We start from the raw sequence: 14,753 nt of genomic DNA on the forward strand, positions 1-14,753 counted from the left end.
ATTACCCTTTTTAAGTTTTACTGCTTAAAATTTAATCTATTAATCCATTTCACAGCCAAAACCATCACATTCAAGTTTCTACAATCAATTTTCATCATGTACTTGATTTTCCTCATCTGCTCTATGGACATATTCATAAATATTAGAAGCCAGATTAGAACTTATTCCTTTAACTCCTGCAATATCTTCAATACTGGCTTTTTTCAGGTTATCAAGGCTTCCAAAATGTTTTAGAAGTTTTATTTTTCTTTTATTCCCGACTCCAGGAATTTTATCCAGTATTGAGCTATTGAGTTGTTTGGAACGCAGCTTCTTGTGGTACGTCACTGCAAATCTATGAGCTTCATCACGGACTCGCTGCAGGAGATGCAGGGCCTCCGAATCGTGGGGTAAAATAATTGGACTTGGTATATGTGGCATGAAAACATGTTCAAATTCCTTTGCAAGCCCTATAACTGGCAGGTCCATTTCGAGGGATCTGAAAACGTCCAGAGCAACGTTGAGCTGACCTTTACCTCCATCCACAAGGACAAGATCCGGCTCATTTTCACCCTCCCTTTTAAGGCGCCCATATCTCCTAGTTAAAACCTCTTTCATCATTGCGTAATCATCAGGCCCATTTGTCTTAACTTTGAACCTTCTGTAACTTCCCTTTTTGGGTGTACCGTCTTCAAACACAACCATGGATCCTACTGCCAGTTTTCCGCTTATGTTTGAAATATCAAATGCTTCGATGCGTCTTGGAAGTTTTGGTATCCTTAAATATTTTTTCAGGTCAATAAGTGCACCTTTAACTTCTTCCTGATGTTTTCGAATGATATCCGCATTTTTAGCAACCATCTGAACCAGACGATACTCCATACCCTCCTCAGGAACCTTGAAGATCACCTTATTCCCTCTCTTTTCTGAAAGCCATTCTAAAAGCAGTTTTTTATCATCAACTTCATATTGAAGCACTATCTCAGCTGGAACATGTCGAGGTCCGGAGTAGTACTGTTTTAAGAACGCGGATAAAACCTGATCCGGCGGAGTATTTTCAGCACCGCTCATGAGGAAATCGTCTTTTCCTATGATTTTACCGTCTCTAACAGAGAACACAACGACACATGCCAATTTTTCATTACATGAACATGCCACAACATCCTGATCAAGGTTTCTTGTGACTTCCATCTTCTGTTTTTCAAGTATGTCATCTATGGAGTTCAGCTGGTCCCTTATAACTGCAGCTTTTTCATATTCATGATTTTGGGCCGCATCAGCCATGTTCTGTTTGAGTATCTCAATTATTTTATTATATTTACCCTCAAAAAACAGGGTTACCTTATCTACCTGTTTTCTATATTCCTCTTTAGTTATTTTACTACCACATGGGGCGTTGCAAAGATATATCTGGTAGTTAAGACAGGGCCCGTCCATCCTTTTACAGTCCCTTATTTTAAAAATAGCTTTCAGGAATTTAACAAGTCTTTTAACGGCTCCAGAGTCAGTAAATGGCCCGTAATAATATGAACCATCATCTAAAACTCTCCTTGTGATTAAAACTCTTGGATAATCTTCATTGGTTACTTTTATGTATGGATAACGTTTATCATCCTTGAGGCGTATGTTGTACCTGGGCATGTGCTTTTTTATCAGGTTTGATTCCAGGATCAGGGCTTCCTTCTCTGTATCGGTGATTATGTATTCAAGATGGTTGAATTGCCTCATCTGCGCCCTGGTTTTTGGAGAGTCAATATCATCCTTAAAATAGGATTTAACCCTTTTTTTAAGGGATTTAGCTTTTCCCACATAGATAACCCTATCTTCAACATCTTTCATGATGTATACGCCTGGTTTATCTGGTAAATCTTCTGGTTCGTTGCTTTGAGCCACTAATTTTCATCTCCTTATTGATGTTAGAATTTTATAGAATTCTTAAATGTAATAGAATTCTTAAAGGATTGTAAATAAGACATTTAAATTCAGAATTTTTAGAATCATTTAAATTAAACAATAAAAATTTTAGATTAATCAACATCTTTAATTAATTATTCATTTTCAACTTTATCTTATTTTTAAATAAATTGAAAAATTTTATGTTCTAATTATTGTAAAGATTAAAAAATTGCAAAGATTAAAAATAATATTTACAAGTAAAGTTTAGTAAATATAGAAAATTATATATTAACGTGTAAGCTAAGTAAGTATATAATATATCTATTTTAATAAAATTTTTTATATATAAAATTTATATAAAGAATACAAATAATTTTGATTTCTATATTTTATTAGAATACATAACCATCTATTTTTAAAATTAAGATTGGAACAAATTTAGAAATAATTTTAGAATTTATAAACACATAATAATTTTAAATGATAAACAACACATAATTTAATGTTGTTTATTCTTTTTAAAAGAGGATTTAGAAATGACAGGATTTAAACTTGAATCAGCTTATGAACCGTTAGGGGACCAACCAAAAGCTATAAATTCCCTTTCAGAGGGAATAAAAAAAGGTTTGAAGCATCAAACATTACTTGGTGTTACAGGGTCTGGTAAGACATTCACAATGGCTAACGTCATTCAAAAGGTTCAAAAACCTACCCTTGTGATATCTCACAACAAAACATTAGCTGCACAGCTTTACGAAGAGTTTAAGGAGTTTTTCCCAGATAACGCCGTGGAATACTTCGTAAGTTATTATGACTATTATCAACCAGAAGCTTACATAGCACACACAGACACTTACATAGATAAAGAAGCATCAATAAATGAAGAAATAGACCGTATGCGGCACTCCACAACCCAATCTCTCCTCTCAAGGGATGACGTAATAGTTGTATCCAGTGTTTCATGCATATATGGTATTGGAACTCCAGAAGATTACGGTGGATTTATATTATCCCTTAAACTGGGTGATGAACCTGGAAGAGAGGAAATTCTCACAAAACTTGTGGAAATGCAGTACGAAAGAAACGATATAGAATTTATAAGGGGAAAATTCAGAGTTCGAGGAGACGTAATAGAAATATTTCCTGTAAACAGTACCATTGCCATTAGATTGGAGCTTTTTGGCGACGAAGTGGATGGTATATCATTCATAGACCCGTTGAAAGGTACAGTAATCAAAGAACTTGAAAGAATAACAGTATTTCCTGCAAAACATTTTATAACATCCAAAGAAAAGCTGGAAAGTGGAATAAAAGGTATTGAAGAAGAACTTGAAGACAGATTAACTGTTCTAAGATCCCAGAACAAACTCCTTGAAGCCCAAAGATTGGAACAGAGAACCCGGTTTGACCTTGAGATGCTTCAGGAAATGGGTTACTGTACAGGCATAGAAAACTATTCCATGCATCTTTCAGGCAGAAAATGGAATGAAACACCATACACATTACTTAAATATTTCCCAGAAGATTACCTCACCATAATCGATGAATCCCATGTTACAGTACCCCAAATTGGGGGAATGTACGCTGGAGATAAGGCCCGTAAGGATTCCCTTGTAGGTTACGGTTTCAGACTCCCATCTGCACGTGAAAACCGTCCATTAAAATTTGATGAGTTTGAGAGACTTCAAAACCAGGTCATGTACGTATCTGCAACACCAGCCAAATACGAGCTTGGAAAGAGTCAAAATGTGGTAGAACAAATAATAAGACCTACAGGACTTGTAGATCCAGAAGTGATAGTTAAACCAGTTAAAGGACAGGTTGACCACCTCTTAGGAGCTATACAGGAAAAAGTTAAACAGAACCAGAGGATTCTGGTAACCACACTAACCAAAAAAATGGCAGAGGATCTTACAGATTACTATGCAAAGGTAGGAATTAAAGTCAGATACCTTCACTCTGAAATCGGAACCCTTGAAAGAACGGAAATAATTGACGACCTCAGGAGAGGGGAATTTGACTGCCTTGTAGGTGTGAACCTCCTCAGGGAAGGTCTGGACCTTCCAGAGGTTTCCCTTGTAGGCATTCTCGATGCAGATAAAGAGGGATTCCTTCGATCACAAACCTCACTTATACAAACCATAGGCAGGGCTTCAAGAAATATCAACGGCCAGGTTATAATGTACGCTGATGAAATAACAGAATCCATACGTTCGGCTCTTGATGTAACTAACCGCCGTAGAACAATTCAGGTGGCCTACAACAAAGAGCATGATATAACCGCAAAATCAGTGGTAAAATCTATAAAGGAAAAAACTAAAAAAGATGAAACATCTTTAGTTGATGATATTACAGATATAGAAAACATTCCAAAAGATGAATTAAGTCTTTTAATAAAAGATTTAGAACAAGAAATGAAAAAAGCAGCTTTAAAACTTGATTTTGAAAAAGCTGCAAAAATAAGGGATAAAATACTTGTTTTAGAAGGGGTTTCAAAGTAATGATCACAAACAGATTAGTTGACGGTAGTAAGGTGTTGGACACCGATAATTTACAAGATACCAAAAAAGGAAACATAATAATCAAGGGAGCACGTGAACACAACCTTAAAAACATTGACATTGTAATTCCAAGGGACAAATTCGTGGTAATAAGTGGAATAAGTGGTTCTGGAAAATCTTCCCTTGCATTCGACACAATCTATGCTGAAGGACAGCGACGTTATGTTGAATCACTTTCAGCATACGCAAGACAGTTTTTGGGGCAGATGAAAAAGCCTGAAGTGGATTATATTGAAGGACTTTCACCTGCAATATCCATAGACCAGAAAACTACCAGAATGAACCCGAGATCAACTGTAGGGACAGTAACTGAAATATATGATTACTTGCGTCTACTTTTTGCCAGGGTCGGTACTCCCCACTGCTACCGTTGTGGTAAAAAGATATCTCATCAAACAGCAGGTCAAATAGTTGATAACATCCTCCAGGAGAAAGAAGACACCAAGATACAGGTTCTTGCACCTGTTGTAAAGGACCGTAAGGGAGAACACCAGAAAATATTCGAAGACCTTAGAAAAAAAGGATTTGTACGTGTGAGGGTTGACGGTGAAGTTTCAAGTCTTGATAATGATTTTGAACTTGATAAAAATCGTAAACACACCGTGGAAGTTGTTGTGGACAGATTGGTTATAAGATCTGATGTTGACTTTAAAAGGAGACTTGCAGACTCTGTTGAAACAGCACTGGAACTTGGAGAAGGTTTAATGGTGGTTGTTTATGGGGATGGTAAAGGTTCCAAAAATCAGGGAAAGACAAAAGTTAAAGGTAAATCCAAAGGCAATGGCATCTATGAAAAGGTCTTCAGCGAACAGTTCGCCTGTACAGAGTGCGGCATAAACTTTGAGGAAATCAGTCCCAGAATGTTTTCATTCAACAGCCCCCATGGAGCATGCCCTGAATGTAACGGTCTTGGAAGCAAACTTGAAATAGATACAGACCTTGTGGTGCCTGATAGGGAGCTTTCTTTGAATGATGGTGCTATTTTACCTTGGAGTAAATCTAAACACAGGGACAACTATTATTACCAGATGTTACGTGCAGTTGCAGACCACTACTGCTTCAGCATGGACACTCCATTCAACAAACTTCCAGAGGAGTACCAGAACATAGTTCTCTACGGTTCCAAAGATAGGGTTGAATTTGTATTTCAACGAAAAGGCAGACTTCATAAGGTGAAAAGGAAGTTTGAAGGTGTTGTAAGAAGGATGGAGCGTCTCTTTTTAGAGACCAAATCCAACTACATGAGAAGCTATGTTGGAAAGTTCATGAGCGACCGTAAGTGCCCTGTATGTGGAGGAACCAGACTGCGTCCAGAGAGTAGATCCGTTACATTGGGCGGTAAAACCATATCCCAAGTCGTGGAAATGCCCATAAAAGATTCAAAAAGATTTTTTGAAGGACTCGAACTATCCCAAAGGGAACTCTACATTGCAAAAGAGGTACTCAAAGAAATAAAAGAACGTCTAAAGTTCCTTGTGGACGTTGGTTTAGGTTACATAACCCTTGAAAGATCTTCAGGAAGTTTATCCGGTGGAGAAGCACAGAGAATACGTCTTGCAACCCAGATAGGTTCAGGACTGGTTGGAGTGCTTTACATACTTGACGAACCAAGTATAGGACTCCATCAAAGGGACAACGCCAGACTTATAGAAACCCTTAAAAGATTGAGGGATATTGGAAACACCTTGATTGTTGTGGAACACGACGAAGAAACCATATTATCTGCAGACCATGTTGTTGATATTGGTCCCGGTGCCGGTGAGCACGGTGGAAAGGTTATAGCAGAGGGCACACCTCAAGAAATAATGGAAAACCCAGATTCCATAACAGGAAGTTATCTATCTCGAAAAGAATCAATTGAGATACCCCAAGAGCGTGTAAAACCAAATGGAAACTACATAACAGTAAAAGGGGCAAAACAGAACAACCTCCAAAACATTGATGTTAAATTTCCACTCGGAGTGTTCACATGCATAACAGGGGTTTCAGGGTCGGGTAAAAGTACTCTTATAAACGATGTACTGTACAAGGGACTCTATGAAAAGTTAAACCACGCTCACGTGAACCCTGGAAAGCACGATGGCATTACAGGGATCGAAAACATTGACAAGGCCATTATAATTGACCAGTCCCCAATTGGAAGGACACCTCGTTCCAATCCTGCCACTTACACCGGTGTCTTCACTTACATCCGGGAACTCTTATCTGAAACTCCTGAATCTAAAAAGAGGGGTTATAAACCGGGAAGATTTAGTTTTAACGTGAAAGGTGGAAGATGCGAAGCCTGCAGCGGTGATGGGATAATAAAAATAGAAATGCATTTCCTTGCAGATGTTTACGTTCCATGTGAAGTTTGTCAGGGAAAAAGGTACAACAGGGAAACTTTGGATGTGCGTTACAAGGGTAAAAACATTGCAGACATCCTGGAGATGACGGTTGAGGAAGCACTGGACTTTTTCAAAAACATTCCCAAGATCCACAAGAAACTTAAAACCCTGGATGATGTTGGACTGGGATATATAAAGCTTGGACAGCCCGCAACAACACTTTCAGGGGGAGAAGCTCAGCGTGTGAAACTTGCAAAAGAGTTGAGCCGCCAAAGTACAGGTAAAACCATGTACATACTTGATGAACCAACCACAGGACTTCACTTTGTAGATATTAAAAAGCTTTTAAATGTTCTTGGAAGGTTAAGAGATTCTGGAAATACAGTTATTGTGATAGAACACAACCTTGATGTCATTAAAACAGCAGATTACATCATAGACCTTGGTCCAGAAGGTGGAGATGAAGGTGGATTGGTGGTTGCTGAGGGAACTCCAGAAGAAATAGCTATGAGCAAAAGTTTCACTGGAGACTATTTAAGAGATATTTTAGAAGGGGTTTCACCTGCTTTAAGTGGAAATATCGAGAATATGGTTTCGAATCCTGAACTTGAGAAGTCCACTTCAAAAAATAAGTAAAGAATGGAACCTTTATCTTTTATTTTTTATTTAAGCTTCACTAAGTTCTTAAAGCCCTATTTAACCACCATATTTAAATTATTGTTTGAACATTAATTTCACTTTGGAATTATTTAAATATACATTAACTGGCTTTCGAAGCATTTACATTTCCTTTTACAATATAAATTGTTATAGCTTTAGGATTTCAAATTGCTTAATCTTAATTAATTAAAGTAATTCCCATTATATTCCTTGCAATTTTTTTAATGAAGCTTTGTTGAATGCTGGAATGTCTTTAGGACTTCTAGATGATATTAAATTACCATCCTCAACCACTTCCTGGTCAATGAATTCAGCACCTGCATTTTTTATGTCTTGTACAATTGACTTCCATCCAGTTACCCTTCGACCTTCCAAGACTTGGGCCGTAATTAAAAGCTGAGGGGCATGACAAATTGCAAATATAGGTTTATTTGTTTGGAAGTAATCTTTAATGAAGTTTACAGCGTTTTGTTCTCCACGAAGATGGTCCGGTGAATAACCACCTGGAATAAAAATTGCATCTAAACTATTGACTTTAACATCTGAAATTGCTTTATCTATCTTTACTTCTGTTCCTTTTTTTCCCCTAACAATCTTACCTTCTCTGAGACCAATATGAATTAGAGAATGTCCTGCTTCTTTAAATGCTTTTGCAGGTTCTGTGTACTCAACATCTTCAAACATTTCATCTATAACAACGCCTATTAAAGCCATACTTTCCAACTCCTTAAAATCTTTTAACTAATTATTTCTTCATTTTATTGGCTTAATTTAAGGATTTTATAGTATATTGGTTGTTATTTCATTTCCTCACATCTATTGAACTTGTGTAGTTCTGTTAATTTATTTGAATTATTTTTAATAACATTAGTTACTTATTTATTCATTACAAATTAAATGTAATTACTGGTTTTTTTCTTTAATATAATGATAATTTACTTATTTTTTTTACAATGTAATTTTGTTTATTTGTGAATTTAAAGCTTTATTTATCCTTATATTTTTCCAGATTTCAATTATTAAACAGCTTCGAGTTTAAATAAATAATTTTTTTTATTTGGACATCTAAAATATAAAATCAAAATTAAAGTAATGGGAGTATCTCAAAAAAATTAAATATCTCAAAAAAGAAATGTTTTAAGTAAAAAACCAGAATCCTCACAAATAGGAACTTCTTTTTTTATCAGTTATACATATAAAAGAATCACTATCCCTGAAAGTGTCAATGATATGAAATCTGCCGAAAAGATGGTCTTGAGATAATCTTATATTATAAAGTGGACAAATATGTAATATTATGCACACTAATTTTAATGTGAAAGGGGTATGTGTAACTTTTCGTTCATTATTTTCAGATTTAACTGTATCTTCCTTCAATTACTGCAATTTACTATTCAGCAGAAATCACATGTTTTTATTTTCTCCAACATTTTCAAGATTTATACGTGATTAATTTCTTTAATAAAAGGCGTCCGTTATTTAATCATTATTCAAACCATTAATCTAGTCATTATTATACATTAACTGATAAGGGGGATTTTAATGGTAAAAGATAATGCTGGAGAAGTTTTTCTGGTTAAAACAACAGATAGACAAGAGGGTATAGAGAAACTCTTTGAAAATCTTGCTATGGATGGTTTTAAAGATAAAACTGTGGCTTTAAAGGCCAATTTCAACAGCGCAGATCCATTTCCTGCTTCAACCCACATTCAGACCCTACAAACTATTTTAGATGAGCTTAAAACAGCAGAATCCGGTAAAATAATCCTTGCTGAGCGAAGTGGGATGGGGAATACCACTAAAGTCCTTGAAAAAATGGGAGTTTATGATCTGGCCCAGGAATACAACTTTGAAGTTGTTGTATTGGATGATGAAGGTGCAGAAGGATGGGTTAAAATTGAGAGGGATGGAACACACTGGTTGAATGGATTTTACATCTCAAAAATATTTCTTGATGCTGAAAAAGTTGTTCAGACTTGCTGCCTTAAAACCCACAGATTTGGCGGTCACTTCACCCTTTCGCTTAAAAATTCTGTGGGGCTTGTTGCCAAAAAGGTGCCCGGAGGTATTTACAACTACATGGGGGAACTTCATCTGTCACCGTTTCAAAGGCTCATGATAGCAGAAATAAACAGTTACTACAATGTTGATGTTATTTTAATGGATGCAATGAAAGTATTTTTGAACAAAGGGCCTGAAACTGGGGTTGTTGTTGAGCCAAGTCTTCTCCTGGCAGGTACAGATAGAGTGGCAATTGATGCTGTGGGGGTTGCTATTTTAAGGTACTATGGCACCACAAGGGAAGTTTCAAACGGCAGGATATTTGAACTTGACCAGATACGAAGGGCAGCAGAATTGGGTGTTGGAATTGAATCAGCGGATGAAATAAGCTTAATACCTGTTGATGAGGATAGTAAGATAATCTCAGAGGATATAGAAAATATACTTGAGAAACAAGGTTGAAAACAAGGTTTAATTTTAAATAGAATAGGTTAATAGGTTTTAGATTTAAGATCTAATAAGTTTTAGATTAATAAACTCTTTTTGTATCAACTTTTATTTACTTATCCTACTTTGTTCTGTATTATACTTCAATTATCTTACTTCATCCTATTTCTACTTCAATAATTTTTCTTAATTTCATTTTTTTCCTGTTTTATAGTAGTAAATTATCTATTGTTAATATTTTAAATCCATTATTTTTAGATAAACGCAAATTATATAAAAGTCACAATTAAACATCCCTTTAAGAAGATAAGCACTGGTGTTCAAATGAGTCTCATAATAACCTATATCGGAAGCAAAGGATGCGTAATGATAGCTGATAAACGAAGAATCGGCTTTTTTGGAGAAGAAAAAACTAGAGAAAAGCTGGAGGAAGAACTCTACTCTGGAGCAATTAAAACAGATGAAGAACTGTTAAAAAAGGCTTCATCCCTTGGAATAACTCTTAAAATAACAGATGATGCAGAAAAGATCAGGGAGATAGGAGATATAGTTGTTGGAGAAGTGAGATTTAAAACACCCTTTGAAACCAAAAGAAAAAGAATTTACGGGACAACAGGGGCTTACAATGTGGTAGAACTTCTTGGTTCTGAAATAAAACGGATTAAAACTGGAGAAAGTTCTATAGTGGTTTTTGGAAACAAAGTAACCAAAGAAATTGCAAATAAATACATACAGAATCACTGGAAAAAGAAAACAAACCTCAAAGATATCGGAGAAATATTTAAAGCAGCTATGGAAGAAGTGGCTGCAAAAACACCGTCTGTGAGCCAAAAATATGATCTATTCATAAAACATGCAGACATAGATAAAAAAGAGGCTAAAGAGCTTTTAAGAACCACCATAATCACTGATGTTAAGGACCTTAAAAAATGGCGTGAAGATTTAACAGATGAAATGGTAAAGACTGCCCAGACAATTAACGTTGTATCAAAGATAATTGACCACGGTGAAGTTGGGAAGGTCACAGATGTTCAAGGAAATGAAGTTGAAGTAACCCTGAAAAAGGGTGTTGAAGCCCTTGATTTGAACTTTAACTTGCTTGCAAAATCTGGTGACACTATTAAAATGGAAATTAAAGATAGTTCTAAGGTTAAAATTGGTGATAAAGCTGTTGTAATGGATGAAAACCTTTGTATCAAAAGAACAAAGGCTGGTTTGAATTGTACTGTTATGCTGTGTAAATCTGATAAATAAGAACTCCATAAATAATAAGGTGCATGAAATAAAGTAAGTAAGTTGTAAATAAAGCTGTTGTAATGAAGTTTTTATTAATAAAAAAAGGTGACAAAATGCAATTAACATTTTTAGGAAGTGGTGGCGGACGCTTTCGCGACCATAACCCAGAAGAGGATGACTGGTGGATTTAGAATAGATGGAATTGACGGTAAAAATATCCATTTGGATCCAGGTCCTGGAGCTTTAGTTAGAAGTTACCAGTTCGGTTTAAATCCCATGAATTTGGACTGTGTCATGGTTTCTCACTCACACACAGACCATTACTCCGATGCAGAGGTGCTTCTTGAAGCCATAACACGGGGAATGACCCGTAGAAAGGGCACAATTATCGGAAGTACGAGTGTGATCAAAGGATACAAAAAATGGGGCCCCTGTATATCCCAATACCACCTCAGCAAGCCTGAAGTAGTGGTAATGGAAGCAGGTGATGAAAAAAATCTGGGAAACATTGGTATAAAAGCAACCAAAACCATCCACGGAGACCCTAAATGTATTGGTTTCCAGTTCAAATACGAAAATTTCACCCTGTCCTACACATCAGACACAGAGTACTTTGAAGATCTTTACAAAGAACATAAAGGTGCAGATGTACTCATAGCAAGTGTTATAAGGGCTGATGGTGAAAGAATAAGGGGACACATGTGTGCTGATGATTTTGAGATGTTAGTAGATAATGTTTCACCCAAACTTGCCATAATGACCCACCTCGGTATGAAATTCATAACCGACAATCCCGAAGGGGAGGCTCTAAGAATAACTGAAAATACTGGTATCAAAACTCTGGCAGCTCGAGACGGCATGGGCATTAACCTGGATGGTTTTATGGCAGAACAGCAGACACTTGACGAGTTTTAACCTGAAAACCATTATAATCAATAATTTGTCCATTTATGAAGTAATTAAATGACATTTGTAGAGGGAATAGCTACAGTTAACTTTAAATCTAATTAAACAAAAAAAGATTACTGATACTTTTTTATGCCTCGGTGGCTCAGTCTGGTAGAGCGCGTGACTCGTAATCTCGTGGTCGTGGGTTCAATTCCCACCCGAGGCTTTTAAACTTGATACATTTTAAAACTAAAAGTTTGATTTATTCTATGAGTACATTAATGTCTAATTTTTATCCATTCCTTTGATTAGATTTTACGATTTCAGCCTGTTCCATCAATTTTTTCAATTGGGAATAATCTGATCTGATTAAAAATAAAAATGATCGAAGAAACATAGTATAATATAACTGTGTTAATATCAGCCATCTTAATACCTAGGTATGTGTGAAAGATAGAAACTTTCGACTAACAAAGACTCCAGTGCCCAATGATCAGGCATCAATAACCACTGGTGAAATTTTCTTAAAAATAGTTAAGAGGAGTTTAAAATGAAAAAAAGGAAGATTGCCTGGGGAATTACAGGCGCCGGTGATAAAGTATTGGAAACAATAGAAGTGATGAAAAAAATAAAAAAAGAATATGAAGACCAGGTAGATATAGAAGTTTTTATTTCAAAATCTGGAGATCAGGTTGTGAAATATTATGGAATAGCCAATGATATAGAAACAAATTTTGACAAAATTTGGGTTGAAATTAATGCCAATGCACCATTTTTAGCGGGCAATATCCAGTTAGGCAAATATGAATTCATGTTAATAGCACCTGCTACATCCAACACCGTAGCCAAGATCGCCATGAGAATGGGAGACACCTTAATTTCTAATGCAGCCATCATGGGGCAGAAAGCAGACGTTCCCATATACATATTGCCTTCAGATTATGAGGAAGGCGTTACCATTACCAAACTCCCCGATGGGGATGATTTGAAAATCACCATAAGAAAAGAAGATGTGGAACACGTCAAAAAGCTGGTTAAAATGTACAAAACATTCGTATTGAAAGAGCCTGATGATATTGCCCAAGTATTTGCTGAATATTTTGTTTAAATTTACTAAAAAAAAATGGTGAGTTTGGTATAATATTCATCCTTATCAAATTTTAATACATCCTCACCATAACTATCCTCAACCAACTTCCCTTATCTCAGTTACAATAAATTTTCCACCGCACTTGCAAGTATCAACGAAATCTCCGATGGAATAAGGTGGTCTTTTTCCCTGCAGTTCATAGCTTCTCTCTTCAGCGCATTCATCACATTTTGCCACAACGATCCAATCCATTTTATCACCCTTACAAATTTTTCAAATTTCTAAAAATAAATTTATTCAATGCCTCTATATTCATGAAATCTATCTGAATAATTTAATTTATCATGAGATTTAGTTAAGTGAATTTAATTTCTAATTTATAAATTTTTAATTTACATGGATAACTTGCAGGGGTTAATAAAACCGCCCCTTATAAGATGGTCCGCAATTGTTATGGCCATAACAGCTTCGGCAACTGTTGTAACCCTTGGACAGATACATGGATCGTGCCGTCCCCTTATTTCGATTTCAGCATCCTCCATATTCTTCATATTAACTGTTTTTTGAAGTTTTGATATTGAAGGTGTTGGTTTCACAGCAATTCTGGCAACAATTGGCATACCATTGGATATACCACCCAATATTCCTCCAGCTCGGTTCGTTTTTGTTTTAACATTGTTACCATTGATGTAAAACTCATCGTTCATCTGGGAACCTGAAAGTTCTGCAGATCTGAAACCTTCCCCTATCTCAACACCTTTAACTGAACCTATTCCCATCAAGACCTTGGCAATATCTGCATCAAGCTTATCAAATACTGGCTCACCAAGACCTGCAGGTGTGTTTAAGACAAGTGTTTCAACGATACCACCAACTGAATTTCCATTCTCTTTCATGCTGAGGATCAAATTTTCCATTTTTTCTGCAGCTTCAAGGTCGGCACATCGAACTGAATTTTTTTCTATGTTCCGTTTTATCTCATTAAATTCATTCATTTCATCAGAATTTTCATTAAAATCAGTTATTTCAGAGTTTATCTTACTGAAATCAATTTTTTGAGCTTTTATATTCCCTACCTGAGTTACATGGGCCAGCACTTTTATATTCAATGTTCTAAGAAGTTTTTTTGCAACCGCACCTCCGATTACATGACCTATTGTAACACGACCGCTCCCCCTACCGCCTCCACGGTAGTCATAATGGCCGTAGCGGGCTTTCCAGGTGTAATCTCCATGCCCTGGTCTTGGTGTGTTTTTTAATGACTCATAAGCTGATGATTTCATGTCTCTGTTTTGAACCACAGCTGCTATGGGTGTTCCATCGGTTTTGCCCTGAAATATACCGGATAAAATCTTAACCTGGTCTTTTTCGCTTCGAGGTGTTGTTATCTTACTTGTGCCGGGTCTTCTTTTATCCAGTTCTGCCTGAATACCATCTCTTGAAAGCTCGAGGCCTGCAGGGCAGCCGTCAACAATGGCCCCCAGAGCGGTGCCGTGACTTGAACCGAAGGTTGTGACGTTAAACATTTCACCAATTTTATTTCCTGACATGGATTCACATCCTAATAAATGATTATGAAATTTTTAGCTTGAATTTGATTTAATATTTAAATTTCTTAAATTTCCTGATTATAATATTTAATATCTAAATTTACCTTTATTAATTTAG

Annotated in this window: 10 protein-coding genes and 1 tRNA gene; 7 read left to right on the top strand and 4 right to left on the bottom strand. The window is 36.1% G+C overall.

Going from position 1 to position 14,753, the window contains the following annotated elements:
• Nucleotides 1-84 precede the first annotated feature (84 nt).
• Entirely contained in the window at nt 85-1,872 is a 1,788-nt protein-coding gene (uvrC, locus tag MSWAN_RS05300) for an excinuclease ABC subunit UvrC (RefSeq protein ID WP_013825583.1), read from the bottom strand.
• A gap of 539 nt (nt 1,873-2,411) precedes the next feature.
• Between uvrC and uvrB the strand changes: the two genes are divergently transcribed.
• Both uvrB and uvrA read left to right on the top strand, forming a co-directional pair.
• Nucleotides 2,412-4,376, top strand: a complete 1,965-nt coding sequence (gene uvrB / locus MSWAN_RS05305) for an excinuclease ABC subunit UvrB (RefSeq protein ID WP_013825584.1) — start codon at nt 2,412-2,414, stop codon at nt 4,374-4,376.
• On the top strand, nt 4,376-7,399 hold the full coding sequence (uvrA, locus tag MSWAN_RS05310; protein WP_013825585.1) for an excinuclease ABC subunit UvrA: 3,024 nt from the start codon (nt 4,376-4,378) through the stop codon (nt 7,397-7,399). Before uvrB ends, uvrA begins: the two co-directional genes overlap by 1 nt.
• A 225-nt stretch (nt 7,400-7,624) precedes the next feature.
• Here the strand turns inward: uvrA and MSWAN_RS05315 are convergent, their stop codons facing one another.
• Complete coding sequence (locus MSWAN_RS05315; protein WP_013825586.1) at nt 7,625-8,137, bottom strand: type 1 glutamine amidotransferase domain-containing protein; 513 nt, start codon at nt 8,135-8,137, stop codon at nt 7,625-7,627.
• 828 nt (nt 8,138-8,965) lie between these two features.
• Between MSWAN_RS05315 and MSWAN_RS05320 the strand changes: the two genes are divergently transcribed.
• The 5 genes from MSWAN_RS05320 (at nt 8,966) to afpA (ending at nt 13,103) form a co-directional block, all read left to right on the top strand.
• Complete coding sequence (locus MSWAN_RS05320; protein ID WP_013825587.1) at nt 8,966-9,886, top strand: DUF362 domain-containing protein; 921 nt, start codon at nt 8,966-8,968, stop codon at nt 9,884-9,886.
• A 309-nt stretch (nt 9,887-10,195) separates the two neighbouring features.
• A complete protein-coding gene (locus MSWAN_RS05325) occupies nt 10,196-11,125 on the top strand; it encodes an MJ0548 connectase family domain-containing protein (RefSeq protein ID WP_013825588.1) in 930 nt (309 codons plus the stop codon).
• Nucleotides 11,126-11,245: 120 nt separating this feature from the next.
• Entirely contained in the window at nt 11,246-12,022 is a 777-nt protein-coding gene (locus MSWAN_RS05330; protein WP_013825589.1) for an MBL fold metallo-hydrolase, read from the top strand.
• A 125-nt stretch (nt 12,023-12,147) separates the two neighbouring features.
• Nucleotides 12,148-12,221 (top strand) — tRNA-Thr (locus MSWAN_RS05335).
• A gap of 324 nt (nt 12,222-12,545) precedes the next feature.
• Complete coding sequence (gene afpA / locus MSWAN_RS05340; protein ID WP_013825590.1) at nt 12,546-13,103, top strand: archaeoflavoprotein AfpA; 558 nt, start codon at nt 12,546-12,548, stop codon at nt 13,101-13,103.
• A 78-nt stretch (nt 13,104-13,181) separates the two neighbouring features.
• Here afpA and MSWAN_RS12940 read toward each other — a convergent pair whose 3' ends face one another.
• Together MSWAN_RS12940 and aroC are read right to left on the bottom strand one after the other, a co-directional pair.
• Nucleotides 13,182-13,337 (bottom strand): hypothetical protein, encoded by a 156-nt coding sequence (locus MSWAN_RS12940; RefSeq protein WP_013825591.1) that lies wholly within the window; start codon nt 13,335-13,337, stop codon nt 13,182-13,184.
• Nucleotides 13,338-13,477: 140 nt separating this feature from the next.
• A complete protein-coding gene (aroC, locus tag MSWAN_RS05345; protein ID WP_013825592.1) occupies nt 13,478-14,635 on the bottom strand; it encodes a chorismate synthase in 1,158 nt (385 codons plus the stop codon).
• Nucleotides 14,636-14,753 lie beyond the last annotated feature (118 nt).

The organism is Methanobacterium paludis (assembly GCF_000214725.1).
Lineage (GTDB): Archaea > Methanobacteriota > Methanobacteria > Methanobacteriales > Methanobacteriaceae > Methanobacterium_C > Methanobacterium_C paludis.

Excerpts from the sequence above, each read along its gene's own strand:
- uvrB (WP_013825584.1), top strand. The coding sequence starts at position 2,412 with ATGACAGGATTTAAACTTGAATCAGCTTATGAACCGTTAGGGGACCAA.
- uvrA (WP_013825585.1), top strand. The coding sequence starts at position 4,376 with ATGATCACAAACAGATTAGTTGACGGTAGTAAGGTGTTGGACACCGAT.
- MSWAN_RS05315 (WP_013825586.1), bottom strand. The coding sequence starts at position 8,137 with ATGGCTTTAATAGGCGTTGTTATAGATGAAATGTTTGAAGATGTTGAG.
- MSWAN_RS05320 (WP_013825587.1), top strand. The coding sequence starts at position 8,966 with ATGGTAAAAGATAATGCTGGAGAAGTTTTTCTGGTTAAAACAACAGAT.
- MSWAN_RS05325 (WP_013825588.1), top strand. The coding sequence starts at position 10,196 with ATGAGTCTCATAATAACCTATATCGGAAGCAAAGGATGCGTAATGATA.
- afpA (WP_013825590.1), top strand. The coding sequence starts at position 12,546 with ATGAAAAAAAGGAAGATTGCCTGGGGAATTACAGGCGCCGGTGATAAA.
- MSWAN_RS12940 (WP_013825591.1), bottom strand. The coding sequence starts at position 13,337 with ATGGATTGGATCGTTGTGGCAAAATGTGATGAATGCGCTGAAGAGAGA.
- aroC (WP_013825592.1), bottom strand. The coding sequence starts at position 14,635 with ATGTCAGGAAATAAAATTGGTGAAATGTTTAACGTCACAACCTTCGGT.